This window comes from Kribbella sp. NBC_01505 (assembly GCF_045040285.1).
Taxonomy (GTDB): Bacteria; Actinomycetota; Actinomycetes; order Propionibacteriales; family Kribbellaceae; genus Kribbella.
This window is the reverse complement of the sequence record NZ_CP109425.1, coordinates 4,060,241-4,084,069: the sequence shown is the minus strand read 5'-3', so window position 1 is coordinate 4,084,069 and position 23,829 is coordinate 4,060,241. Positions and strand designations below refer to the sequence as shown.

Below are 23,829 nucleotides of genomic sequence, written 5' to 3'. Positions count from 1 at the left end.
AGCAGACTGGGGGTATGGGTGGTGCGGAGGAGCGAGTTGTTGTGGTGGATGCTGCCAATGTGGTGGGCTCACGGCCCGATGGGTGGTGGCGTGATCGGGCGGGGGCTGCCCGTCGGTTGCTCGTGAAGCTCGCCGCGCTGCAGGGGCAACTGCCTGGGACCACCATCGCCGTGGTCCTCGAAGGTGCCGCTCGCAAAGCGCTCGACGGCGATCCGCTGGACCTCGGCGGCCTCCGAGTGGTCATGGCCCCCGCATCCGGCGACGACACCATCACCCAGGTCACCGTCGACTTCCTCGCGGCGGAGAACCCACCCGCGGTCACCGTGGTGACCGCTGACCGAGGGCTTCGCCAACGCGTCGAACCTCTGGGCGCCACCACCACCGGCCCCAGTTGGCTCCTCGACCAACTCGAAACTCTGTGACCCTGCTCCCCGGAGGCGGGATAGGTCTGGCCCGCCAGCCGTTGTGGACTGCCAACCAACGGGGGTTCGTCCCCTCACTGGGGGGTGTGAACAAGTAATAACCTGTGCACGCCCACCAGTTCCTGTTCAAACCCCCAGCAACTGTCGGTCGGGGGCGGTGCGGGTCAGTCGAGGAGCCAGCCGTGGTGTTCGGCGATGTGGATGGCGTCGGAGCGGGTTCGCGCGCCGGTTTTGCCGATGGCGGACCAGAGGCGGCGGCGGATTACGCGCTCGGAGACGTGCAGGGTGCGAGCCATCATCGCGACCGAACCGCCGTCGCGGGCCGCGCGGAGGGTGTCGGTCTCTTCGTCGTTCAAGGGCGTTTCGGAGTACTTGAGGGACTCGGCGGCGAGGTTCGCGTCCACGACGCGGAGGCCGAGGTGCACGCGGCGTACGGCATCGGCTAGTTGCGGGGCGGGGCAGCCCTTGAGGGCGAACCCTTTGGCGCCGGCCTCGAGTCCGCGGCGGAGGTGGATCGGGCGGCCATAAGTGGTGAGCATGACGACGCGGCACTCGGGGATCAGCGTGCGGAGCTCGGTGGTGACGGTGAGACTGGCGGTCCCGGGCCCGGCGGTGTCGAGGAGGGCGACGTTCGCCCGATGCCGTTTCGCGGCAGCCACGACATCGTCCGATCTGTTGATCTCGGCAACGATCCTGAAGTCGCGTTCGCGCTCCAGACCGTTTCTGAGGACGCCTCGGCTGAGGATCTGGTCGTCGACCAGCAACAGCCGGATGGGGTCGGGCAAACGAGCCTCCGGGGTCACCGTCCGGGCGCCGGGGAAGTGCGTCCGGGAGATTGGGCAGAACATCGGTTCTTGATCTATCGGTCCAGATCATCGAGGCAGCCGCCACACCTCGTCCACATCAACGCGGCATCTCTACCAGATTGCGACCAGATCGCGACCGCTTTCAGTACTGCCACCGCCACCCCCGTGCAGTTCCGCCAACTCCTGCACGAATCCGTGCAGGACAACCGCCTCGAGCACCGATGTCGATCCGGCCCGACGCCGTTCGTGTAGAGGGTGTCAGCGGCCTTCGAGAGGCCGACAGGTACGACGAGATGAGGTGGCGTCATGCCGGAGGTACAGGTTCTGCGCGACGGACTCGGGATCCCGGAGTCTCTGCGGTGGCACGACGGACGGCTGTGGTTCGCGAACTGGATCGGCCAGGAGATCGTGGCGGTCGACGCCGACGGTACGGCGGAGTTCACGCCCGCGCCGGTGGTGCCGTTGATGGGCTGGTCGATCGAATGGCAGCCCGATGGCCGGCTGCTGACGACGGGCGACAAGGTTCGACGGTTGGAGTCTGACGGGTCAGTGAGCGTCCTGTCGGAGCAAAGCTCGAACGAGATCGTGGCCGACCGCCGGGGCAACGTCTACCTCAACGGCACCGACTTCGACTTCGCCGGCGGCGAGGCCCCGAAGCCGGGCTATCTCATGCTGCTCACGCCGGACGGGGAGGTGCGCAAGGTAGCTCTCGACATCCAGTTCCCGAACGGCATGGTCATCACTCCCGACAATCGCACTCTCGTTGTGTCCGAGTCCTTCGCCGGCCGGCTGACCGCGTTCGACATCCAGATTGACGGTGGCCTGACGAATCGCCGGACCTTCGCCGAAGGTCTTGGCCCGGACGGCATCTGCCTCGACGCGGAGGGAGCGATCTGGGTATCCACCGGTGGCTCTTCGGTGGTGCGCGTCGCCGACGGAGGCGAGGTCCTCCAACGGGTCGAACTGCCGGAGCACCGAGCCCCCTTCGCACTGGCCCTCGGCGGATCTGACGGTACGACGCTCTATATCGGTACCGCCGAATGGCACTCGGACCAGCCGATCTCGGACAACCTCGACCGCCTGATCACCGGGCCACGCGGTGGTCAGATCCTCACCGTGCAGGTGAAGGTCCCGGCCCACCGTCCTTCCGAATACGGGTGCGCACCAGAGCCGCGTTGAGCCAGACTCGGAGGATGACGACGCCGCTCTCGACCATCGACGCTGTGGTGCGGTCAGTGTGCGGCCGCGGTATCGAGCGCCTCGTTCCCCTCACCGGTGGCGGGATGAACGAGACCTACCGCGCCGAGCTCGGTGGCGAGGTCACCGCGGTCGTTCGGATCGCGCACCAGCCGACACCCTGGTTCATCGACGAGGCACACCTGATGACGCAGGCACGTGACATCGGCGTACCGACAGCAGAGATACTCGGCCTCGAGCACCAAGAGCACAACGGCGAACTGTTGTCCTTCTCCGTCCAGCAGTTCCTGCCGGGCAACTCCCTTGCCGAGCTCATCGGCGTGCTGCCTGGCGCTGAACTCGAACGGTTGGTCACCGACGCCGGTGAGATCCTGGCGCGGGTGCACAGCCTGGTACCCGACGATGGCCGAGGCATCCGGCACGAACTGCGATTGCCCGAGGAGCACGAAGTCGACCGGGTCGCATCTCTTGTCGAGGAGCGGCTTGACCCAGCGGCACGCGCAGTCGTCGAGCGCGGCGCCGAATTCCTGCGCCAAGAACTGACGACGCGTGAGGCGCCTCCGGTCTCGCTTGTCCACGGCGACTTCTGCCCGAAGAACATCCTGATCCACGAGGGAACGGTCGCGGGCCTGATCGACTGGGAATTCTCCGGTCTCGCCTCCCCGGCCTACGACCTCGCCCAATGGGAGGTGGATGCCGGCGAGCCCTTGCAGGACCGACTGGACCTGGTCCGTCGCGGGTACGCGCGGATCGCCGATCCTCAAGCAGCCGATGCCGGATGGACACCGGCCTTCGCCATCGACTGGGCGCTGGAGAAGCTCGGCTGGAAGAACCCGGCCTCGCCGGCGCAGTTCCAACGCTGCGTCGACGTCATCGCCCACGCTGTCGCCCGCTGACCCCGTTGTCCCCGCGCTCCTCGGTCAGCTCGGTGCCTGCGACGAGTCGGGACCGGCCCGTGCCGAGGTCGAGAGTGTTCGGGTGGGGAGGAACGGAAGGGACAGCGGAACGGACACCTGGACCGTGACGTCCTCGGTTGTCGGGGTGCAGGCAGTGAGGGTGACGTCATTCGCGGCGGCAGTCCGCTCCGCTGCGACGCACGGGGTGGCTGCCAGCGAGAAGGCAGCGCTCAGCGCGGTCAGGTCGGCGGCCGCACCCAGCTTGTGGCGAGCCGTGGAGACCGCCGCCCACAGAACGGCCACCGCAAGCGCAGTCGAGAGCAGCAGGCACGCGGTCAACATATGGATCGTGCCACTTCCTCGCTCCGACCGTCGGCGACGGGTAGGCCCGCGCCTGAAGTGTTCGTCGCAAGGGTGGGCGTGGTGGCTAGTCATCGCGTTGTGCCTCCGATCAGGGCTGTCGGTTCGGGGTCGAGGGTGGCTACGGCGATCTGAGTGGGCGCTGGGAGGAAGGAGAAGAGGGCTCGGGGTGTGGCTTTGACGGTGACTTCGATGGTGGGGCTCGTCTGGAAGGTGACGGACGCGTTCGGCGGGGTGAGGTGGCGGATGAGGGACTGGACGTCATCGGGGGATTCGCCGCGGGCCAGGGCTCGGGCGATGTCTCGGGAGGCGTCGATGCATTGGAGGTGGGTGGTGATCAGTCCGAGGCACCAGACGCCGGCGAGGATGAGCGTGAGGAGGAACGGGAGGGCGATCGCGGTCTCGGTGGTGATGGACCCGCGCTGAGAGGCACTGCGAGACATAGGGGCTCCCAATGGTTTGACCGGGAGGCCGGCCGCCGGAGGGGTGGCGGCCGGCCCTGGGGTCAGAGCTCGAGACCTTCCACGCCGGCGAGCTTGAGGGCGTAGTTGATGAGGGCCTTCAAGGCGTTCATCATCACGTCGGACTTGAGGAGGGCGACGAGGATGCCGCCGAGGCCGCAGGCGGCGACGATCGTGACCGCATACTCGGCGGTGGCGGCGCCGCGCTCGGAGCGGGTGCGGAAGCGGCGGAGCCGACGCGGCCTGGTGCGGCGAACAAGGGTGCTGGGATGGGACATCGGGGTCCTCCTGGGTTGGTGTTCTTGCCAAGAAGATGCAGTCGACGAAGAGCGTTCTAACCAAGGACTTTTCAGCCTGTGGACAAGTCGTTGCCCTGGGCATCATTACGGCACAGTGAGGTACGGGATCAACGCACCGGCGATGGTGGGCACGATCGAGAGCAGCACAAAGGCAGGCAGGAAACAGAGGCCCAGCGGCAGGGCCGAGCGGGACTCGATCGTGCGGGCATGCTGATCTGCGGCGTGATGGCGGGACTGGCGGGTGTCGTCGGCCAGGCGTTCGAGAGTCCTGGACAACGGCGCGCCGGAGGTGAGGGAACGGTCGATGGCTCGCGCCACGGCGGCACACGGCGGCTCGGCGCGCAGGAGCGCCCAGGCATCTTGCGGATCGGCGCCGAGAGCAAGGCGGTGCGCGATCTCGGACAGGAGGTCACCCAACGGGCCGTGAACGGCAGAAGCGACCGTAGCAAAGGCTTGCTGGGGTGGACGGCCGGCCCGCAGGCAGGCGGCCAGGAGCTCGACCGTCAGCGGCAGGTCGTTGGCGATGGCGGCTCGGCGGCGTTTGGTGGCAGCCGGTTCGAGCCGGCTCAGTAGTCGCGGGATCCCGAAGTACGCAATAGCAGCCGGCACCAACCCCCAAGGCGGATCGATCAGAACAACGAGAGCAAAGGCCGCTCCGACAGCCACCAGCCGATGCGCCCTTGGCGACCGCCGACGGGTGGGCTTGGGAGGAGCCAGGCGACGGAGGTCAGTCGGCGTACGGACGAGCAGGCAGACAGTGACGGCGGCAGCAGTGGCCGCCAGAGAAATCGTTGTCATGGGCAATGGACTCCGGCGGCGAGACGAGTGGTCCATTGCAGGCCCAGGGCGGTGAGAGCGAGGCCGGCAGTGAGGCAGAGCCAGCCAGGTGGCGTACTGGTGAGGAAGGCCAACGGAGCAGCGCCCAGCGAGTAGCCGAGGGCGATGCCGAAGAGCGGCAGGGCAGCGAGGATCCGGGCGGAGGAACGGGCACCGGCCAAACCGGCCGCCGTTTGACGCTGGATGGCCTCGTCGGAGCGGAGCGAGTCGGCCAGTCTTTCGGTGAGGGCAGCAAAGGCAGCGCCCGATTCCTCGGCGACACGCCAGGTTGCCGCGAGCGCCCGGAGGCCTGCACTGCCTGGAGATTGGGCGGCCAGCTCCAGAGCCGTTGGAACATCGCCGCCGAGCTTGGCCACGGAGTGGGCCGACTGCAGATCGGGGGCGATGGTGGCGGCCCCTCCCAGCGCGTCGATGGGTGGTCGACCAGCGGCCAGGTCGGCGGCCAGAACATCCAAAGCCTCAATGACGTTGGCACGCCGGGCGGTTTCGGCTGCTTGTCGTCGATGTTGCGCTCGCTGCAGCAACACGAGGGTGACGATCACCGTGATAGCCCCGGCGGAGAAGAAGACTTGCGGACCGAGGGCAAGCAGGACGATCGCGACCGGTGGGACGAGTCGGAGTTTGCGGCGACCACCCGAGCGCACCCGAACGGAGGCCGACGCGCGAGGCGGCGCGGAGGCCAAGCGTCGCAACGGACGCAGGGGCAACGGGAACAGGAGCTGGAGCGCCAGCAGGACGCAGCCGGCGGCGAGCAACCGGCTCATGCGACGGCCCTGGGAGTTGGTCGAGCAAAGCGGGCGGCAGAGGGGTACAGCGTCGGCAGTCCCATCAGCGGGAAGTCGACCGCAGGCCGGGTGATGACCTCCCCGCTGGGGAGGCGGTCGAGGACATGAATTGAGGCAAGGCGGCGGAGGCCACTAGGTGTGCGGGTCAGGTGAAGGACGGCCTGCAGTGCCGAGGCAAGCTGACTGTGGATGGCCTCACGAGGCAGGCCGGCGAGCGCCCCCAGGGCTTCGATGCGGGCTGGTACGTCGGCGGGCGAGTTGGCGTGGATCGTGCCGCAGCCGCCTTCGTGGCCGGTGTTCAACGCGGTAAGGAGGTCGATGACTTCGGGACCGCGAACCTCGCCGATGATCAAACGGTCCGGACGCATCCGGAGGGCTTGCCGGACGAGGTCGCGCAGGGAGATCTCCCCGCTCCCCTCGACATTGGCCGGGCGAGCTTCGAGCCGAACCACGTGCGGATGGTCCGGACGAAGCTCGCTGGCATCTTCGACAACGAGCAGACGCTCATTGGGGTCAGTGGCGGAGAGGAGCGCACTCAACAGCGTCGTCTTGCCAGTCCCGGTGCCCCCGCTGATGAGGAACGCCAGCCGGGAATCCAGCAGATCACGAAGCAGCGCAGCCCCCTCAGGTGAAAGTGAGCCCGCCTCGACGAGGGTGTCAAGAGTGAAGACCTTGCCTGCGGGGACTCGGAGGGACAGACAGGTCCCGGGCGCGGCGATCGGCGCCAGGACGGCGTGGAAGCGGCTCCCGTCCTGAAGGCGGACATCGACGTACGGCGTCGCGTCGTCGAGGCGGCGGCCGGCGGCGGCCGCCAGTCGGGTGGCGAGGCGGCGGATCGCGGCATCGTCGCCGGTGGGGACGAAGACGCGCTCGAGGCCGGAGCCGCGGTCGATGTAGACCTCGTCGGGGCCGTTGACGAGGATGTCGGTGATGCCCGGCTCGGCGAGCAGGCTGTCGAGCGGTCCGGCACCCAGGGCCTCACGACGCAGGGCGGCAACGACCGCCAGCACCATGGAGTCGCCGTACACACCGCCGTCGGCACGCAACGCGGCGGCAACTCGCGCTGGAGTTGGCTCGCCGCCGCTGACTGCGAGCCTGCCGCGCACCTCGTTGAGGAGTTCGGCGGAGATGATCATGCGGCCGGGGCGAAGAGATCGAGGAGGGTAGTGGCGGCGTGCGCCAACGGGCCTCGTGGGTGCGGCGCGAAGCGGCCCTGATCCATCGCGGCGGGGAGGTCACGTTCATCGACGACTGTCGTTGCTAACGGCAAGGATAGGTGCGCGGCGACCTCGGCGGCCGGGATGGCGGCACGCCGGGTCTCGCGTGCGATGACGCGCAGGTCGCCGGCAACCTCGGCGAGCGGCCCGGCCAGTCGTTTGGCGGCAGCCAGCGAGCGGATGTCACACGGGACGACCAGCAGGGTCGCGGTGGCGCGGACGAAGGCTTCCTCGACGGCGGGATCCGGACGGCGCGGAAGGTCCAGGACGACCAGGTCGTTGCTGCACTGCGCCGCATTGAGGACCGAACGCATCGTCTCCGGAGGCAGGGCGGTGACATCGGAACGGTCCCACGACAGGACCGGAAGGCCATCGGCTGTCGGCAGGACGGAGCGAAGGGCAGCTGCGCTCACTCGACCGGCAGCGTTGAGGAGCTCCGGCCAGCGCTGCCCGGCATCGCGTTCGATGCCGAGGGCAAGCTCGATGCCGCCGCCCAATGGATCACCGTCGATCAGCATGGTCCGCAGGCCGCGACGGTTACCGAAGAGCGCGACGGCCGCGGCCGTTGTGGTGGCGCCCGCTCCCCCGCACCCACCGACGAAGGCGAGCATGACGGCGGAACGGGTGCCGCCGTCCAAGGTGTCGACGAACCGGCCTGCCAACGCGACCTCGTCGGCAGGCAATCGAAAGACCGCATCCGCACCGATGTCGAAGGCATGCCGATACAGCTCGTCGCCGCCAGGCCCGGCCCCGGCGAGCACGACGCCGGTACGTCGAAGTGGTGTGGTCCGGGCGAGTCCAGCGGCTAGGTCGTCGCCGACGATCACCAACGGGCAGGTGTGCCACCCGCGCCGCAGACCGTGCAGATCACGCTCGACGAGTGGGGTGATCGAAGCCGCGGCGGCCAGCCGGAGCAGGTCGTCAAGCAATCGTTCGTTGGTAGTTGCCATGAGCACCGAGGGGGAGAGCGCTGTGGGGTTCATGCCAAGAAGATGCATGCGTCGGAGGTGTTCCGGACCGGCCGGAACGGCCCTGTGGACAACGGATTGTCGGCTTTCCGCCAGCAGCGGGTATCCGCCACAGTGAGCCCGCGACCAACCCGGCCGAAACAGTTACCGTTCCTTTCGAAGTGTCTTTATCTAATTTTCACCGGACGCTTACCCCGCCCAAGTTCCGGAGGACCCCGCCCATGAGTCGATTGCGTTTTCTGACCGCTACGGCCGCAGTGGCCGCCACAGCCCTGGTCACCGCCGCCGGCGTCTCGCTCGCGAGCGCCGAACTGCCGTCCGCCGCCCCGGTGCCCCAGGCCGAGGTGATGGCCCCGGCCGCGAGCGGTGGCATCAAGACCGCCTACTTCACGCAGTGGGGGATCTACCAGAACGGGTTCTACCCGAAGAACCTGATCAGCACCGGTGCGGCCGCGAAGCTGGACTTCCTGAACTACGCGTTCGCGAACATCCACCCGACCAACCACACCTGCTTCATGGCCAACCAGGCCGCGTCGCAGGACGAGAACAACCCGAACGCGGGTGACGGCGCCGGTGACGCGTTCGCCGACTACGGCAAGTCCTACGGTGCGGACATCAGCGTCGACGGTGTCGGGGACGTCTGGAACCAGCCGATCCAGGGCAACTTCAACCAGCTGAAGAAGCTGAAGGCCAAGCAGCCGAACCTCAAGGTGCTGATCTCGATCGGCGGCTGGACCTACTCGAAGTACTTCTCCGACGCGGCCTCCAGCGACGCCAAGCGGAAGACCTTCGTCAGCTCCTGCCTGAACATGTTCATCAAGGGCGACCTGCCGGTGGTCGACGGCTTCGGTGGTCCGGGCAGCGCGGCGAACATCTTCGACGGTGTGGACATCGACTGGGAGTACCCCGGCTCGCCGAACGGCCATGTGGGCAACCACTACAGCGCCTCGGACAAGCAGAACTTCACTCTGCTGCTGGCCGAGTTCCGGTCGCAGCTCAACGCGCTCGGCAGCGCCAACGGCAAGCGGTACTACCTCACCGCCGCCACTCCGGCCGGCCAGGACAAGATCGCCACGATCGAGACCGACAAGATCGGGCAGTACCTCGACTACAACAACGTGATGACGTACGACATGCACGGTGGCTGGGACGCCACCGGGCCGACGAACTTCCAGGACCCGCTCTACCAGGCCCCGAACGACCCCAGTAACCCGATCCCACCGGGTACGGCGAAGTACTCCGTCGACGGTGCGGTCAAGGCGTGGACGACCGGCGACCCGGCGTACGGCATCCCTGGCGGGTTCCCCGCGAACAAGCTGACCATCGGCTACCCGTTCTACTACCGCGGCTGGAAGGGCGTGCCCAGCACGGCGAACGGCAAGTACCAGACCGCCACCGGACCGGCCGACGGACATGCGTTGAGCGGCAACGTCCCTGGCGTCTCCTTCTACAAGGAGCTGACCGGCTTCGTCGACAACCCCTCCTCGACCTTCTGGGACGACACCACCAAGTCGTCGTGGTTCTACCAGGGCGGCACGTTCTGGACCGGTGACAACCAGCAGTCCATCAAGGCGAAGGCCGACTACGCACACTGCAACGGTCTGGCCGGCGCGATGATGTATTCGATGGAGGCGCTCGACCCTGGCGTCACGCTCTTCAACCACGTCGTGAACGCGGTCAACGCGGACACCGCGGGCTGCAGCGGCCCCACGCCGACTCCGACGCCCACTCCGACCCCGACGCCGACGCCTACCCCCACGCCGACGCCTACCCCGACACCCACCCCGACTCCGACTCCGACGCCCCCGACGGCCACCCCGTGGGCGCCCAACACGTCGTACGCGACCGGTGCACTGGTGAGCTACAACGGCCTTACCTACAAGTGCATCCAGGGCCACACGTCCCTGACCGGTTGGGAGCCGCCGAACGTCCCCGCACTCTGGGGCAAGGTCTGATCACGTACCGCCCTCTGATCGGAGCAACATGAAACGCATCTCGATGGCGATCGCGGCCATCACCACAGTGGTACTCGCACTTCTCGTCGCACCGACCGCGAACGCGGCCGGAGTCACTGCGACCTTCACGAAGGTGTCTGACTGGGGCAGCGGCTTCGAGGGCAAAGTAACCATCCTGAACGACACCACGAGCTCACTGAGCACCTGGTCGGTCGCACTCGACTTCCCGTCGGGCTACACGATCTCCAGTTCGTGGGACGCGACGCGGAGCACCAGTGGTCAGACCCACACGTTCACTCCGCCTGGCTGGGCCGGACCGCTGGCACCTGGTGCCAGCGTGTCCTTCGGCTTCAACGGCAGCCCGGGCAACTTCCCCGGTCTGGCCGCCTGTCGCCTGAACGGCGGCTCCTGTGCGGGCGGTGGTCCGGTCACCCTTCCGGGCGCACCGAGCGGGCTGTCCGGTACGTCGACCGCCTCGACCGTGAGCCTGTCCTGGTCAGCGGCCAGTGGTGCAGCCAGCTACAACATCTACCGCAACGGCTCGAAGGTCGGTACGTCGACCGGTACGGCGTACACGGACTCCGGGCTCACCGCCAGCACGAGCTACAGCTACCAGGTGAGCGGTCAGAACAGTGCGGGCGAAGGCCCGAAGACCGGCTCGGTCTCCGTGACCACCAAGGCCGGTACCGACCCGGTCGGCAGCAGGCGGGCCGCGCCGTACCTGTACATGGGTTGGGGCGACCCGCCGAACCCGCAGACCGTCATGAACGCGACCGGGATCAAGTGGTTCACCATGGCGTTCATCCTGTCGTCCGGTGGCTGCAACCCGGCCTGGGACGGCGCACGACCGCTGCAGGGCAGTGCGGATGCCACCGCGATCGCACAGATCCGTGCGGCCGGAGGCGACATCGTGCCGTCGATCGGCGGCTGGAGCGGTAACAAGCTCGGCCCGAACTGCAGCACACCGGAGGCACTGGCCGGTGCGTACCAGCAGGTCATCAACGCCTATGGCCTGAAGGCGATCGACATCGACATCGAGAACTCCGACGAGTTCGAGAACGAGGCCGTCCAGGACCGGATCCTGAACGCCCTGAAGATCGTCAAGCAGAACAACCCGGGGATCCAGACGATCCTCACCTTCGGCACCTCGACCACCGGCCCGAACTACTACGGCAACCGGCTGATCGAGCGGTCGCAGGCACTGGGCGCCAACATCGACGTCTTCACGCTGATGCCGTTCGACTTCGGCAGCTCGAACATCTACAACGACACCGTCGGTGCATCGACGGGCCTGAACAACAAGCTGAAGTCGGTCTTCGGCTGGACCACCGCGCAGGCCTACGCCCACCAGGGCATCTCCGGCATGAACGGTCTGTCCGACCAGCAGGAGATGACGACGACGGCGACCTGGCAGAACATCACCAACTGGGCGAAGACGAACGGCCTGGCCCGGCTGGCGTTCTGGTCGGTGAACCGTGACCGCGGCTGCGCCGGTGGCGGCGTGGTCTCCAACTGCAGCGGCATCGCCCAGCCCGACTGGGAGTTCACCCGCATCACTGCAGGCTTCTGACAGCCGGTACGGCGGCGTGCGGGCAACCCTCGTACGCCGCCGTACTCATGTCGACGTCACTGCGCGGGCGCGGACGAACGCTCTGAACCGCTCGGCTACCGGACTGAGCTCCGCGCCGAGCCGCCACGTCATACCGATCTCACGACGGGCCTGAACGCCGGCCAGCGGCACTGGCACCGCTCCGCTCTCACTACCGCGCACTGCGCTGGACGGAAGCACAGCCACGCCCAGTCCGGCGCCAACCAGACCGTCGATCGTGGTCAGGTCGCTCGCCTCGAAGGCCAGCCGCGGAGTGAACCCGGCGGCCCGACAGAGGTCGTCACAGACCCGGCGGAAACCGAAGCCGGGCTGGAGACCGACAAACGGTTCGTTCGCCGCAGCGGACAACGCCACGCGGCGGCGGGTCGCCAACGGGTGGCCTGGTGGCACGTGTAGCGCGAGCCGTTGCTGTTCGAGCGGATGCCAGCCGAAGCGCTCCAGATCCGGCCGGGGCGCAGTAATACCGATCTCCGCGTCACCGCTCTCGAGATCCTGGGCGATCTCGTTCGAGTTCCCCTGCCGCAGCGCGAACTCGACAGTCGGTCCGACCACACGGAAAGCCTTCAGCAGGTCCGGCAGCAGGCTGGACGCGACCGAATGCAGGAACGCAAGCCGGACAGTCCCCGACTGCGGATCGAGCAGCGAGTCGATCCGGTGCTGCGCGGCATCGACCGCCGCAGCGCCGGCTCGGGCTGCCTCCAGAACGATCCGGCCGTACGGATTCAGCCGCAGACCACGATGCTCACGCTCGAACAACGCCGCCCCGAACGCGTCCTCGACCCGGCGCAGCGAGCGCGACAGATTGGGCTGGCTGGTCCCCAACGCCGTCGCTGCCTCCGTCAGGTGCTCAGCCTCCGCGAGCACGACAAACCAGCGCAGATCCTCAACATGCATACGGATATCGTATCGATTTCTGGTGAAATCGACATTTTACGTATCGCAGAGATCGTGGCACCGTCGAAGACATGCACCAATCCGTCGCTGTGGGCTACCGACCGGGAGACACCGAGTACCGGCGCATCTCCGTCGGACTGTTCGCTGCCGGGATGGCTACGTTCGCCCTGCTCTACAGCACGCAGCCCCTGCTACCCGAGCTGGCCGACGCCTTCCACGTCTCCCCCAGTCAGAGCGCGATCTCGATGTCGGTCGCGACGCTGGGCCTGGGGCTCGCACTGCTGATCGCCGGCAACATCTCCGAGCGCATCGGCCGGATCACTCTGATGCGCTGGTCAGTAGCGGCCTGCTCGGCAATCGCCTTGCTGTGCGCCTTCGCGCCCACCTGGAACACACTCCTCGTGCTGCGCGGCCTACAAGGCATCGCGATGGCCGGTCTTCCCGCAGTGGCCATGGCCTACCTTCGCGAGGAGGTGCACTCGGCCAGCCACGCCCGCGCCAGCGGCCTGTACGTCGCAGGCACCGGAGTAGGCAGCATGACCGGCCGACTGATCGCCGGTGCGCTTGAAGACCTCGGCGGATGGCGACTGGCGCTCGCCGGGGTCGCACTGCTTGGTGCCGCATGCGCGGTGGCGGTGTGGATGCTCCTCCCGGCCTCACGGAACTTCGTCCCCCGGTCCGCCCGGCCGCGTGCACAGTTCGGCAGCGTACTGCGGGACCCAGGTCTGCTCGCGCTGTACGCGATGGCAGCCACAGTGGTGGGCGGCTTCGTGGCGGTCTACAACGGCGCAGTGTTCCGGCTGACCGATTCGCCGTACAGCCTGAGCTCTGGGGCAACCGGGCTCGTGTTCACGGTCTATCTGCTCGGCTCGTTCAGCTCTGCCACCGCAGGACGACTGGCCGATCGCTTCGGCCGGCGTGCGGTGGTTCCAGTGGGAGGGGTGGTCGCGCTGGTTGGCGTTGCCGTCACACTGGCTGCCCCACTACCGCTCATCGTGCTCGGGCTCGCCTTGCTGACCGCAGGCTTCTTCGCAGTACACGGCGTTGGCAGCGGCTGGGTCCCGGCGCGAGCACACGCAGCAGGCGTCGGGACGGGTCAGGCGTCCAGCATGTACCTGTTCTCCTTCTACCTCGGCTCATCCGTCTTCGGCGGCCTAGCCGGTACGGCGTGGAGTCGCGCCGGCTGGAGTGGAGTCGCACTGGAGGCCGGGGTGCTGTTCGCGATCGCACTGGTGCTGTCGCTGGTCCTGAAGGCTGTTCCTAGACTGGACGGGTGACCAAGGCAACGGATGCGGCCGACCAGCTCGGGCTGAGCTACGAAATGACCCAGCACGGACCGGTGAACTCGCTAGAAGAGGCAGCGGCCGCTCGGGGGATCGAACCGGCCCGACTGATCAAGACGATCGTCGTACGGCTCTCCGATGACGACTACCGGTTCGTCCTGGTCCCGGGCGACCGTGAGATCGCCTGGCCGAAGCTGCGCACACTGCTCGGCGTGAAGCGGATGTCGATGCCGGACAAGGACACCGCCTTCGCCGTCACCGGCTACTTGCGCGGCACGATCACTCCGCTAGGCAGCACGCACGCCTGGCCGGTGATCGCCGACGAGCGCATCACCGGCACCATCTCGATCGGCGGCGGCGACTTCGGTACCGGCATCACCGTGGACGCCGGCGAGCTCGCAAAGGCCCTCGACGCCACAGTCGCCGACGTGACCGATTAGAACCACGCCTATCGGGCGATGAGCAGCAGCCCGGCGAGCCCGGCTTCCACCAGAAAGAAGAAGCCCGGCCATCCGAGCAGCGGCTTGAGCTCTACCAGCGCGCCAACGAGTCTCCCGGCGGCCATGCCGCCCAGGGCGACCGCCACCGAGACCAGTACGCCGTCGCGAAAGCCGGCCGTCGCCGAGTCGGCTGCGAACAGCAGCGCCGCGATGGCCAGGCCGAAACCGCCGTAGACGGCTCGAACCTCGTTGCGGGCCGCGGGTGTCGTGGGTGCCACCCCGAAGGGCTTCCAGATCAACGCGGGCTTCACCAGCGCGGCGAAGCCCATGCCTGCGAAGAAGATCGCCACGACGGCGACTGCGACGTTCATCCGCGCAGCCTAGCCACAACTAAGCGAGTAGACCTGCCTGTCCGGCACGGAGGCCTGCTTGGAAACGGGTGGTGGCGTCGAGAGCTTTGAGGATCCGCTGCATGCGACGCTCGACAGTTCGCTGGGCGACTCCGAGTCGGCGGGCGATCGCTTGGTCCGTCAGACCGGCAGCAGCCAGTGACAGCAACTGCTGGTCTTCGAAGCTCAACGGCCCGTCGGACGGCGTCGGTGACAGCGGGCTGCCCTGGTGCCAGAGGAGGTCGAAGAGGCGGAGGAGACCGTCCAGGAGGCTGGACGGTCCTACCTCGACGATCACGTCGTGACTCGTCGGCAACAGCGCCATCCGCCGGTCGATCACCAGCATCTTGAGCGGCACGTCGCGCAGCATCCGGCAGCCGACCGATCTCGCAGCCATCAGGTCGGACGGCTCGGACAGCGACGCCATGTCGAAGATCGTCCGGTAGGTGACGCCGTGCGCTCGACGGGCCTCCACCGGTACGACGACGTACGGCGGCCGATCCAGCACGAGCACTTCGTTCTGGGCGCACTGCTGAGCCTGATAGAAGCGCTGGGCGACCGCTTCGACGCCACGGATGATCGTGAACGCGTCATGCCGCGCCCTGAACTCCGCAGTCAGCACAGAGGCACCGACGCGAGCTTCGACGATGGCCGCCTGCTTCCGGAGCGCCAGTAGCTCGACCGCCGCCTCCGGAACCGCCGGAACGTACCGGGCCGGCCTCCCGGGCATGCGGGAGGCCAGACCGAGGGACTGCAGGGACCGGAGATGCCGGCCGACCCGAGTGGCGGGCCAGCCGGTGTCGTTGGACAGGTCTGTCGTTGTGGACTCCGGGCGGGCCAGAAGCGCCCGGTAGAGCTGCTCGTCCTCCGAGCAGACACCAAGCGCTTCCAGCACCGGAGCGGGGCGGTAGTTGTGCATCAGGGCAGGGCGTGGACGTGGGCGCCGACTTGGTTCGAGAACTGGTTGCCGTTCAGCGCATCCCAGTTGGTCGACCAGGTCATCGCACCGCGCAGCGTCGGCCAGGTGGTGGTCGGCTTGAAGCTGCCGCAGTTGGTGCCCTTGGCCAGACAGTCCAGTGCGTTGTTGACGATCGTCGGCGAGACGTAGCCGCTACCGGCACCCCGGGAGGAGGCCGGCAGGCCGAGACCGACCTGGTCCGGGCGGAGGCCGTTCTGCAGCATGATGCAGGCCTGCGCGGTGATGAAGTCGACCGAACCCTGTGAGTACACCTGTCCGTCACAGCCGTTCATCGCACCGGAGTTGTAGTACTGCACGTTGACGATGGTCAGGATGTCCTTGATCGCCAGCGCGAGTTTGAAGTACTCGAAGGTGGTCGCCTGCATGTCGATCGTCTGCGGAGCCATGGTGATGATCAGCCCGCTGCCGAACTGGCTCTGCAGGCTGCGCAGCGCCTGTCCCATGTACTGCGCGTTGACGCCGTTCTCGAGGTCGATGTCGATCCCGTCGAAGCCGTACTCCCGCAGCACCGAGAGCGCGGTCGACGCGAAGTTCGCCGCGGCCGTCGCGTTGGCGACCGAGACCGTGCCCCGCTCACCACCGACGGACAGGATGACCTTCTTGCCGGCCGCCTTCTTCGCCGCGATGTCGGACTTGAACTGTGCGACGGTGTACCCGTTCAGCCCCGCACTGTCGAGGTTGAAGGTGATGCCACCCGGCCGGGAAGCGTCCGCATCGGCGAAGGCGACCGCGATCAGGTCGTAGGCCGCGGGCACGTCGGAGATCTTCTGGACCGTCGCACCGTTGTTGAAGTTCTGCCAGTAGCCGGTCAGCACGTGCTTGGGCAGGCTTCCACCCGGCGGGTTCGTCGGCCCGGTGGTCGTCGTCCCCGAGACAGTGGCGCCGTACGGCGAGCAGTTGCCGCTCGGGTCACACGCCCGCACCTTGAAGCTGTACGTCGTGGTCGGGCTCAGCCCGGTCGCCGTCCAGCTCGTGACGTTGCCGACGCTCTGAGCGGCCTCAGAACCCCGTACGACGTCGTAGTGGTCAATGCCGTTCGCATCTGTCGCGGCCGACCAGTTGAGCTGCAGTGAGCTGGAGGTGGGACCACCGACAGTCAGTCCGCCCGGCGTGGAGGGCGGAGTGGTGTCCGGCGTACCGCCTGGGCCGTCCAGTACGACGTCGTCGACCCCGTACGCGGGAAGCCCATACCAACCGTGCGTGTAGATGGTCACCGACGTGGCCGAGGCGCTCGTGGTGAAGGGGACGGTCAGCTGGCTCCAGGAGCTACTGGTGGTCCAGGTCGACGCGCCCCCGTCCACACCGAGGTACACATTGGACCCGGTCACCCACGCCGACAGCGTGTACGCCGTACTGGGGCGGACCGAGATCGTCTGGCTGCAGCGGCCGATGTCGGAGCCGCTGGGCGCGGACTGCAGTCCGTAGGAACCGGAGTGGGCCGAGCTGGTCACACTGCCGGCCGCGCACTGCCAGCCGGAGAGTGTGCCGGACTCGAACGAGCCGTTGACGACGAGGTTGGTGGCGGCATGTCCGGTCGCGGGGACCAGGACCAGACCCGTGAGGGCGAGGACGAAAGCGATCAGGCTGGAGAGAACCACTGCCTGGGGGCGGCGTACAGGCGGTTTCATGATTAGAAACTGTGGCTACATAACTACATTGTCAAGACCCTGCATAAAGTGAACGCGCTCTCACGTCAGGGAAAGTGAAGAATGTACAGATTCTGCACAGTGGAACGCGAACCGGTCGAGACCACTGAGAGTGGAACTCCCGAAAGTTTCAGGGCGTTCAATCGTTCGTTGCAGGAACTACCTGCCCGGGGAAAGGCGACGGCCCCCGGCGGGGGGGTGACCGGGGGCCGTCTTCGGCCACGGGCTCGGGGGGAGGAGCCGGGGGCCGTTCAGGGAGGCGACAGTCTGCCACTGTCAGGGGGTATGTACCCCCCAAGTCCGGATCTCACACATCTCAGTTCTGTTGCAACCGAGTGCCTGTTTTCCCGGGCGTCGCGGCCGGTGAACCGACCTTGCGACCAGTACCACTGTCACACTGATCAACAGTCTAACGGGAGAGTCGCCAACACAAAAGCCCGGGTCGCCCGGCGTTTCTCATCGGTGCCTATCCTCGACCTCATGGAGCACGCCGGACAGCCCTCTGCCACCGCCCGATCGGCCGCCTTCTTCGATCTGGACAAGACCATTATCGCGCGCTCGAGCACGCTCGCCTTCTCCCGGCCGTTCTACGCCGGCGGACTGATCAACCGGCGGGCGGTGCTCCGCAGTGTGTACGCGCAGTTCGTCTACCTGCTCGGTGGCGCCGACCACGACCAGATGGAGCGGATGCGGGAGTACCTCTCGGCGATGTGCACCGGCTGGGACGTCGGCACCGTGAAGGCGATCGTCGCGGACACCCTGCACCACATCGTCACGCCGATGATCTTCGAGGAGGCCGTCGAGCTGATCGACCGGCACCACGCGGCCGGCCGCGACGTCGTCATCGTCTCGTCGTCCGGCGCCGAGGTGGTCGAGCCGATCGGCGCCATGCTCGGCGCCGACAAGGTGATCGCCACCCGGATGGTAGTTGCCGACGGCAAGTACACCGGCGTGATCGAGGAGTACGCCTACGGGCCGCACAAGGAGACCGCGATCCGGGCGCTGGCCGCGACCGAGGGTTACGACCTGCCGTCCAGCTACGCCTACTCGGACTCGATCACCGACGAGCCGATGCTGGCCGCGGTCGGGCACCCGTTCGCCGTCAACCCGGACAAGGCCTTGCGCCGCCTGGCCTCCGCCCGCGACTGGCCCGTGCTCGACTTCAACGAGCCGGTCGGCCTCACGGAGCGTTCCCGCCTCAAGGATGTACGGCGTCCCGCACTGGCCGCCGGCGTGGTCGCGGGAATCGCCGCCGGGGCCTTTCTGCTGGCATCAAGGCGGCGCGGCAGATCATCGGCGGAGTAACCCAAAGCTGAAGTTTGCTTCATTCTTCTCAACTCCATGAACACCGCGCATCCCCTTCACAGGAAGGGATTCGAGGAGTACAAAGGAAGCACAAAGGATCTTCGGATCCGGTAGAGATTGCACGGCAGTCAGGTACCCACGCGGCGACCAGCCCATCCCAACCGGGCAGCGCGACCCAGGCTAGTCCTGTGGCGGCAGACAGGTGCACGCATGGTAACCAGAATGACGTGCCAGCGACGGCGCTCTCCCCGTGAGAGCGCTGTTCGCATGCGCCCATATATCAGTAATACAAGGGCAAACTAACCTGCCAGCGGCGAGCGCTCGGCTCCCAGGGCAACGACTTCGCAGGACCGCAGCAACCAATCGCGGACGCCGACCAGTCCTCGCACTGTGTAGTCGGTGAGCGCGGAGGAATAGGTTGCCGACAACTCCCAGTGACCGAGCTCCGGGACCGTGACCGCGACCGGGTCGATGCCTCGGGCAACTAATATCGCGCGCTCGGCGGCCCGCGCCACCAATCCGTTGGCGGTCGGGAAAGGCCGCAGTACGGCGAGCTCGGCGTGCACGATCGCGGCGACCACCAGCGCGGGAGCCTTGGTCGGACGGCTCAGCGCCTTCCCGAGTGCGCTCAGTCGCTCCCACATCTCGTCCGCGGACGGTGCCGGCGGCAGTCCGGGGATGTCGTCGGGCACTGGCTCCCGAGCGGTCCGCAAGTGGCCCAGAGAGGGCTCCGGGCCCAGATCGGCGCCGGCCAGCTGGTGCAGCCTGGTCCACACCTGGACCGGCGCGATGTCCACCTGAGGCGCGAGCCGCATCAGCTCTCCGGTGATCCGGACCGCGCCGGTGACCAGCGGGTCGGCACTCCCCTGCCGTGCGTCGTCCAGCGTCGCAGTGCTGCCCGCGAGCGCCGCTGACGCGTGTGCACCCCGCAGCAGCGCCTCAGCGGTCATGTCCGCGCCCACCTTGCGCAGGCCCCGGTCCCGGAGCAGTACGTCGACCGCATCCCGCGCCGCCCGCGCCGCCGACCCGACCCCTTCCAGAGTGGCCAGGGGCTCGAACACATCCGTTGTCATACGTGCAGCCTAGTGCCGCGAGTTGAGTGGTCGGCGAGCGCTGGAGGTGTCCAGGTGCGTGCATCGCAAGGCGGAGGGGCGTCCTCGATGCGGGGTTCATCGTGGGCGTCCCTCCAACGCAGCGAGGTGCGTGCCTGGGCGCCTCCAGTGCCGTCGAACGCTCAACTCGCGGCACTAAGATGCGGTCGTATGGCGCTCGGCACCGTCCCCAAGTTCAGCATCGTGGTCCCCTGCCATGCCTCCCGGGCGTGGTTGCGACCCTGCCTGGACTCGGTGCTGAGCCAGTCGTTCACCGACTTCGAGGTGCTGGGCGTCGACGACGCCGATGCCGACGGCTCCGGCCGGATCCTGGACGAGTACGCCGCCGCTGACCCGCGGGTCCGGGTCCTGCACTTGGAGGAGAACGTCGGCCTCGGTCCGGCCCGGAACGCCGGGCTGAAGGAGTGCCGTGGCGAGTACGTGCTGTTCCTGGACGCCGACGACCTCTACCTGCCCGGCTCGCTGGAGGCGATCGCCCGCCGGATCGACGACACCGGGCAGCCGGACATCGTCCTGTTCGACTACGAGCGGATCTTCTGGGACGGCCGGCTGGTCGGCAACCAGCGGCACGACGCCTTCGCCCGGGAGGGCGCCGGCGTGTTCACCGCGGCGGAGCGGCCGATCTTCCTCACCTTCCTCGAGGTGGTCTGGAACAAGGCCTGCCGCCGCGACTTCCTCAGTCGGCACGGCTTCGCGTTCACCGCCGGCTTCTACGAGGACGCCCCCTGGACGTACTCGACCATGCTGACCGCGGAGCGGATCGCCACCCTGGACCGCGTGGTGGTGCACTACCGCCAGCACCGGACCGGCGGCAACATCCACGCCACCAGCGGCCGTCGGCAATGGGACATCTTCGACCAGTACGACCGGGTGCACGCCTTCATCCAGTCCGATCCGGAGCTGGCCGGCTGGCGGCGGTTCGCCTTCGACCGGTCCCTGGACCACATCCTCGCCGTACTGGCGAAGCCGGAGCGGATCGCTCCTGAGGACCGCGCCGACTTCTTCCACGCGGCCCATGCGTTCGCCAAGCGATGGAAGCCCGACGACTACACCATTGACCGCAGCAGGCGCGGCTTCCGGCGCTGGCAACTCATCTACGACGACTACGCGACCTACTCGACGCTCAAGGTGACCGGGAAGGTGCTGCAGTTCCCGAGTCCGCGCAACAGCGTCGGCAAACTGCTGCACCGCGCCAAACTCGACCCGAACCTCGCCGTGTACGCCGCCTGCCGGTGCACCCGGTATGCGTGCAACCCCCGGGCGATCTACGAGAAGGCGGCCGAGCTGGCGCCGCAGGTCCGCGGGGTGTGGGTGATCGACCCGGAGCACCTGGCGGACATCCCGGAGGGCGTCGAGTACGTCGTCGCGGGCTCACCGGCGTACCAGAAGCTGCTCGGACGGGCGACGTACTTCGTCAACAACGCGAACTGGTCGAGGGACGTGGGCAAACGGCCCGGTCAGGTCCAGCTGCAGACTCAGCACGGCACTCCGCTCAAGAAGCAGACCACTGGCCCCGATCTGGATCTGGTGGACCGCTGGGACTTCAACCTGTCCTCGAACCGGTACTCCTCGGAGATCTGGGAGCGCACCTTCCCGTCGTACTTCGAAGAGCTCGAGTACGGGTACCCCCGCAACGACCGGCTGCTGACTGCGACTCTGGCGGACGTCCGGGCGATCAGGGCGGCGCTCGGGTTCGACGACTCGCAGCTGGTGCTGCTGGACGCCCGTGAGGGGTCGCACTACGACCTGGGGCAGCTGACCGACGCTGCGGTGCTCGATGTGAACGCCGGTCCGCGCGTCGACGACCTGATGCTCGCGGCCGACGTCCTCATCACGGACTACTCGGCTCTGACCTTCGACTACGCGAACCTGGACCGTCCGATCGTGCTGCTGGTCGAGGGCAGCCCGGGTGAGACCTACTTCGACATCACCGAGTTCCCGCCGGGGCTGGTGGCGCAGTCCGCGGACGAGCTGCGTGCCGCGTTCCGCAGTGCTGCGTTCGCCGCGCCAGAGGCCGCGAAACACCGGCAGCTGTTCCGGGAGCGCTTCTGCGAGTACGACGACGGCCGGGCCGCCGAGCGCGTCGTACGGCGGGTGTTTCTCGGCGAGGACGACGTACCGGCGATCACTCCGCTGGCCCACCGGTCACCGGCACCCTCGGCGTACTGGAGCAACCTTCGTGCATAATGGCTGACATGCGACGACGACAGACTGCCTGAACACCTCAGCCTTCCCTGTTCACGTCTGTTGTCTCTAAAGGACTTTCTCATGTCCGCTGTTGCGTCTGCGCTTACTTCCAGACTGTCTGCTGCCTCCACTGCCGCTTTCGGCATCGATCTCGATCCGGAGCTGCGGTCGGCGACCAAGCCCGAGTTCGGCCACTACCAGAGCAATCTGGCGCTCCGACTCGCCAACCAACTCGGCCTGCCGCCGCGGGAGGTCGCCGCACGCCTGGTGGCCGCACTAGAGCTCGACGATCTGTGCGAGCCGCCCGCGATTGCCGGGCCTGGTTTCATCAACCTGACCGTGCGGTCCACCGTGCTGGCGGCCGCGATCAACGACCGGCCGGCCTTCGCGCCACGGGGCGAGCGGGTCGTCGTCGACTACTCGCAGCCGAATGTCGCGAAGCAGATGCACGTCGGTCACCTGCGGTCGACGGTGATCGGCGACTCGGTCTGCAACGTGTTGCAGTACGTCGGGTACCAGGTGATCCGGCAGAACCACGTCGGCGACTGGGGCACGCAGTACGGGATGATGATCGAGCAGCTGCTCGAAGAGGGTCTGGACGCGGACACCCTTGACCTGCAGGGATTGCAGGAGCTGTACGAGCGGAGCCGGCGGCACTTCGACAGTGACGGCGATTTCGCCGATCTGTCCCGGCTGCGGGTCGTCGCACTGCAGACCGGTGATCCGGCGACCCGGGCGAACTGGCAGCACATGGTGGACGTCAGTCTGGCCGACTTCGAGCAGGTCTACGCGCGGCTCGGCTCTGCGCTGACCAGGGACGACGTGGTTGGCGAGAGCGCCTACAACGACGACCTGCCGGTGATCGTGGCCGAGCTCGAACAGGACGGTCTGCTGACCGAGTCCGACGGCGCCTCGTGTGCGTTCCTGCCTGGATACGTCGGTCGCGACGGTCAGCCGCTGCCGGTCATCGTGCGGAAGTCCGACGGCGGCTTCGGCTATAGCGCGACCGACCTGGCCGCGATCCGGCACCGGGTGAAGAACCTGCACGCGCAACGGATCGTGTACGTCGTCGACCATCGGCAGGCGCTGCACTTCGACATGATCTTCACGCTGGCGCGGGCGGCCGGATGGTTGCCGCCGACAACGACCGCCGAACATGTCAGCTTCGGGACCGTGCTCGGCCCAGGCGGCAAGCCGTTCAAGACCAGAGCCGGCGGGACGGTCAAACTGACCACTCTGCTCGACGAGGCGGTTGAGCGGGCGGACGCGTTGCTGGACGACCGCACCGGTATCGACCGCGCCGCGACCGCCGTGGCTGTTGGCATCGGTGCGGTCAAGTACGCCGACCTGTCCAGCGACCGGGACAACGACTACGTGTTCGACCTGGACCGGATGGTCGCGATGACCGGCAACACCGGTCCGTACCTGCAGTACGCGCACGCGCGGCTGACTCGGCTGCTCTCCAACGCCGGCGAGACCCCCGGCGCGGTGACTCTGCTGGATCACCCGATCGAGCAGCGGCTGGCGCTACTACTGACGGGCTTCGACGACACCGTCGCCCAGGTGGCCGAGACTCTGCAGCCGCACCGGTTGTGTACGTACCTCTACGAGCTGGCTGCGGCACTGTCTGTGTTCTACGAACAGTGTCCGGTGCTGAAGAGCGAGGGCGAGACCAGAGCGAGCCGGATCGCCCTGTGCGCGGCGACCCGGCAGGTGCTGCAGGATGGGCTTGGTCTACTGGGCATCGCGGCACCTGACGCGATGTGACTCTCTGAAGGAGGC

The 23,829-nt window shown here is 67.4% G+C and carries 23 protein-coding genes; 10 read left to right on the top strand and 13 right to left on the bottom strand.

Features of this window, described 5'->3' with window-relative positions; all coding sequences use genetic code 11:
• Positions 1-14 precede the first annotated feature (14 nt).
• Positions 15-422, top strand: coding sequence for a hypothetical protein (locus tag OG474_RS19390; RefSeq protein WP_405063738.1), 408 nt, complete (start codon positions 15-17; stop codon positions 420-422).
• Between the two features lie 164 nt (positions 423-586).
• Here OG474_RS19390 and OG474_RS19385 read toward each other — a convergent pair whose 3' ends face one another.
• Positions 587-1,207 carry a response regulator gene (locus tag OG474_RS19385; protein ID WP_405064593.1) on the bottom strand — a complete coding sequence of 207 codons (621 nt, stop codon included), beginning with the start codon at positions 1,205-1,207 and terminating at the stop codon, positions 587-589.
• Between the two features lie 327 nt (positions 1,208-1,534).
• Here OG474_RS19385 and OG474_RS19380 point away from each other — a divergent pair, with 327 nt between their 5' ends.
• Entirely contained in the window at positions 1,535-2,407 is an 873-nt protein-coding gene (locus OG474_RS19380; RefSeq protein ID WP_405063737.1) for an SMP-30/gluconolactonase/LRE family protein, read from the top strand.
• A 14-nt stretch (positions 2,408-2,421) separates the two neighbouring features.
• Positions 2,422-3,321 carry a phosphotransferase family protein gene (locus OG474_RS19375; protein ID WP_405063736.1) on the top strand — a complete coding sequence of 300 codons (900 nt, stop codon included), beginning with the start codon at positions 2,422-2,424 and terminating at the stop codon, positions 3,319-3,321.
• A 24-nt stretch (positions 3,322-3,345) separates the two neighbouring features.
• Here the strand turns inward: OG474_RS19375 and OG474_RS19370 are convergent, their stop codons facing one another.
• The 7 genes from OG474_RS19370 to ssd all read right to left on the bottom strand — a co-directional run bounded on the left by OG474_RS19370 (position 3,346) and on the right by ssd (position 8,263).
• Positions 3,346-3,756 carry an Rv3654c family TadE-like protein gene (locus OG474_RS19370; RefSeq protein WP_405063735.1) on the bottom strand — a complete coding sequence of 137 codons (411 nt, stop codon included), beginning with the start codon at positions 3,754-3,756 and terminating at the stop codon, positions 3,346-3,348.
• Positions 3,753-4,124, bottom strand: a complete 372-nt coding sequence (locus OG474_RS19365; RefSeq protein ID WP_405063734.1) for a TadE family type IV pilus minor pilin — start codon at positions 4,122-4,124, stop codon at positions 3,753-3,755. The genes OG474_RS19370 and OG474_RS19365 overlap by 4 nt, the downstream gene beginning before the upstream one ends.
• Positions 4,125-4,186: 62 nt before the next feature.
• On the bottom strand, positions 4,187-4,420 hold the full coding sequence (locus tag OG474_RS19360; RefSeq protein ID WP_405063733.1) for a DUF4244 domain-containing protein: 234 nt from the start codon (positions 4,418-4,420) through the stop codon (positions 4,187-4,189).
• A gap of 105 nt (positions 4,421-4,525) precedes the next feature.
• Positions 4,526-5,239 carry a type II secretion system F family protein gene (locus OG474_RS19355; RefSeq protein ID WP_405063732.1) on the bottom strand — a complete coding sequence of 238 codons (714 nt, stop codon included), beginning with the start codon at positions 5,237-5,239 and terminating at the stop codon, positions 4,526-4,528.
• Entirely contained in the window at positions 5,236-6,042 is an 807-nt protein-coding gene (locus tag OG474_RS19350; RefSeq protein WP_405063731.1) for a type II secretion system F family protein, read from the bottom strand. The genes OG474_RS19355 and OG474_RS19350 overlap by 4 nt, the downstream gene beginning before the upstream one ends.
• On the bottom strand, positions 6,039-7,199 hold the full coding sequence (locus tag OG474_RS19345; RefSeq protein WP_405063730.1) for a TadA family conjugal transfer-associated ATPase: 1,161 nt from the start codon (positions 7,197-7,199) through the stop codon (positions 6,039-6,041). Before OG474_RS19345 ends, OG474_RS19350 begins: the two co-directional genes overlap by 4 nt.
• Positions 7,196-8,263, bottom strand: a complete 1,068-nt coding sequence (gene ssd, locus OG474_RS19340; protein WP_405063729.1) for a septum site-determining protein Ssd — start codon at positions 8,261-8,263, stop codon at positions 7,196-7,198. Before ssd ends, OG474_RS19345 begins: the two co-directional genes overlap by 4 nt.
• A gap of 206 nt (positions 8,264-8,469) precedes the next feature.
• On the opposite strand from ssd, the gene OG474_RS19335 reads away from it, so the two are divergent.
• Positions 8,470-10,203: a glycosyl hydrolase family 18 protein gene (locus OG474_RS19335; protein ID WP_405063728.1), complete on the top strand. Its 1,734-nt coding sequence runs from the start codon at positions 8,470-8,472 to the stop codon at positions 10,201-10,203.
• A gap of 28 nt (positions 10,204-10,231) precedes the next feature.
• The gene (locus tag OG474_RS19330; protein ID WP_405063727.1) at positions 10,232-11,773 is read left to right on the top strand and encodes a cellulose binding domain-containing protein; all 1,542 of its coding nucleotides are present in this window, start codon (positions 10,232-10,234) and stop codon (positions 11,771-11,773) included.
• Between the two features lie 45 nt (positions 11,774-11,818).
• On the opposite strand, the gene OG474_RS19325 is transcribed toward OG474_RS19330, so the two are convergent.
• Entirely contained in the window at positions 11,819-12,706 is an 888-nt protein-coding gene (locus tag OG474_RS19325) for a LysR family transcriptional regulator (RefSeq protein WP_405063726.1), read from the bottom strand.
• A 71-nt stretch (positions 12,707-12,777) separates the two neighbouring features.
• Here OG474_RS19325 and OG474_RS19320 point away from each other — a divergent pair, with 71 nt between their 5' ends.
• Together OG474_RS19320 and OG474_RS19315 are read left to right on the top strand one after the other, a co-directional pair.
• On the top strand, positions 12,778-13,983 hold the full coding sequence (locus OG474_RS19320; protein ID WP_405063725.1) for an MFS transporter: 1,206 nt from the start codon (positions 12,778-12,780) through the stop codon (positions 13,981-13,983).
• A complete protein-coding gene (locus OG474_RS19315) occupies positions 13,980-14,429 on the top strand; it encodes an aminoacyl-tRNA deacylase (protein ID WP_405063724.1) in 450 nt (149 codons plus the stop codon). The genes OG474_RS19320 and OG474_RS19315 overlap by 4 nt, the downstream gene beginning before the upstream one ends.
• An 8-nt stretch (positions 14,430-14,437) precedes the next feature.
• On the opposite strand, the gene OG474_RS19310 is transcribed toward OG474_RS19315, so the two are convergent.
• Genes OG474_RS19310 through OG474_RS19300 form a run of 3 tightly spaced genes read right to left on the bottom strand, consistent with a single transcriptional unit; the run spans position 14,438 to position 17,425 of the window.
• Entirely contained in the window at positions 14,438-14,800 is a 363-nt protein-coding gene (locus OG474_RS19310) for a DUF4345 family protein (protein WP_405063723.1), read from the bottom strand.
• 19 nt (positions 14,801-14,819) lie between these two features.
• The gene (locus OG474_RS19305; RefSeq protein WP_405063722.1) at positions 14,820-15,737 is read right to left on the bottom strand and encodes a helix-turn-helix domain-containing protein; all 918 of its coding nucleotides are present in this window, start codon (positions 15,735-15,737) and stop codon (positions 14,820-14,822) included.
• Complete coding sequence (locus tag OG474_RS19300; protein WP_405063721.1) at positions 15,737-17,425, bottom strand: chitinase; 1,689 nt, start codon at positions 17,423-17,425, stop codon at positions 15,737-15,739. Before OG474_RS19300 ends, OG474_RS19305 begins: the two co-directional genes overlap by 1 nt.
• A gap of 498 nt (positions 17,426-17,923) precedes the next feature.
• Here OG474_RS19300 and OG474_RS19295 point away from each other — a divergent pair, with 498 nt between their 5' ends.
• Entirely contained in the window at positions 17,924-18,748 is an 825-nt protein-coding gene (locus tag OG474_RS19295; RefSeq protein WP_405063720.1) for an HAD family hydrolase, read from the top strand.
• Positions 18,749-19,047: 299 nt separating this feature from the next.
• On the opposite strand, the gene OG474_RS19290 is transcribed toward OG474_RS19295, so the two are convergent.
• The gene (locus OG474_RS19290) at positions 19,048-19,821 is read right to left on the bottom strand and encodes a cell filamentation protein Fic (RefSeq protein ID WP_405063719.1); all 774 of its coding nucleotides are present in this window, start codon (positions 19,819-19,821) and stop codon (positions 19,048-19,050) included.
• A 189-nt stretch (positions 19,822-20,010) separates the two neighbouring features.
• On the opposite strand from OG474_RS19290, the gene OG474_RS19285 reads away from it, so the two are divergent.
• Together OG474_RS19285 and argS are read left to right on the top strand one after the other, a co-directional pair.
• Positions 20,011-22,047, top strand: coding sequence for a CDP-glycerol glycerophosphotransferase family protein (locus OG474_RS19285; protein ID WP_405063718.1), 2,037 nt, complete (start codon positions 20,011-20,013; stop codon positions 22,045-22,047).
• Positions 22,048-22,128: 81 nt separating this feature from the next.
• Positions 22,129-23,814, top strand: a complete 1,686-nt coding sequence (gene argS / locus OG474_RS19280; protein WP_405063717.1) for an arginine--tRNA ligase — start codon at positions 22,129-22,131, stop codon at positions 23,812-23,814.
• Positions 23,815-23,829 lie beyond the last annotated feature (15 nt).

Coding starts and splice junctions, on each gene's coding strand:
- OG474_RS19390 (WP_405063738.1), top strand. CDS start 15: ATGGGTGGTGCGGAGGAGCGAGTTGTTGTGGTGGATGCTGCCAATGTG.
- OG474_RS19380 (WP_405063737.1), top strand. CDS start 1,535: ATGCCGGAGGTACAGGTTCTGCGCGACGGACTCGGGATCCCGGAGTCT.
- OG474_RS19375 (WP_405063736.1), top strand. CDS start 2,422: ATGACGACGCCGCTCTCGACCATCGACGCTGTGGTGCGGTCAGTGTGC.
- OG474_RS19370 (WP_405063735.1), bottom strand. CDS start 3,756: ATGACTAGCCACCACGCCCACCCTTGCGACGAACACTTCAGGCGCGGG.
- OG474_RS19365 (WP_405063734.1), bottom strand. CDS start 4,124: ATGTCTCGCAGTGCCTCTCAGCGCGGGTCCATCACCACCGAGACCGCG.
- OG474_RS19360 (WP_405063733.1), bottom strand. CDS start 4,420: ATGTCCCATCCCAGCACCCTTGTTCGCCGCACCAGGCCGCGTCGGCTC.
- OG474_RS19355 (WP_405063732.1), bottom strand. CDS start 5,239: ATGACAACGATTTCTCTGGCGGCCACTGCTGCCGCCGTCACTGTCTGC.
- OG474_RS19350 (WP_405063731.1), bottom strand. CDS start 6,042: ATGAGCCGGTTGCTCGCCGCCGGCTGCGTCCTGCTGGCGCTCCAGCTC.
- OG474_RS19345 (WP_405063730.1), bottom strand. CDS start 7,199: ATGATCATCTCCGCCGAACTCCTCAACGAGGTGCGCGGCAGGCTCGCA.
- ssd (WP_405063729.1), bottom strand. CDS start 8,263: ATGAACCCCACAGCGCTCTCCCCCTCGGTGCTCATGGCAACTACCAAC.
- OG474_RS19335 (WP_405063728.1), top strand. CDS start 8,470: ATGAGTCGATTGCGTTTTCTGACCGCTACGGCCGCAGTGGCCGCCACA.
- OG474_RS19330 (WP_405063727.1), top strand. CDS start 10,232: ATGAAACGCATCTCGATGGCGATCGCGGCCATCACCACAGTGGTACTC.
- OG474_RS19325 (WP_405063726.1), bottom strand. CDS start 12,706: ATGCATGTTGAGGATCTGCGCTGGTTTGTCGTGCTCGCGGAGGCTGAG.
- OG474_RS19320 (WP_405063725.1), top strand. CDS start 12,778: ATGCACCAATCCGTCGCTGTGGGCTACCGACCGGGAGACACCGAGTAC.
- OG474_RS19310 (WP_405063723.1), bottom strand. CDS start 14,800: ATGAACGTCGCAGTCGCCGTCGTGGCGATCTTCTTCGCAGGCATGGGC.
- OG474_RS19305 (WP_405063722.1), bottom strand. CDS start 15,737: ATGCACAACTACCGCCCCGCTCCGGTGCTGGAAGCGCTTGGTGTCTGC.
- OG474_RS19300 (WP_405063721.1), bottom strand. CDS start 17,425: ATGAAACCGCCTGTACGCCGCCCCCAGGCAGTGGTTCTCTCCAGCCTG.
- OG474_RS19295 (WP_405063720.1), top strand. CDS start 17,924: ATGGAGCACGCCGGACAGCCCTCTGCCACCGCCCGATCGGCCGCCTTC.
- OG474_RS19290 (WP_405063719.1), bottom strand. CDS start 19,821: ATGACAACGGATGTGTTCGAGCCCCTGGCCACTCTGGAAGGGGTCGGG.
- OG474_RS19285 (WP_405063718.1), top strand. CDS start 20,011: ATGGCGCTCGGCACCGTCCCCAAGTTCAGCATCGTGGTCCCCTGCCAT.
- argS (WP_405063717.1), top strand. CDS start 22,129: ATGTCCGCTGTTGCGTCTGCGCTTACTTCCAGACTGTCTGCTGCCTCC.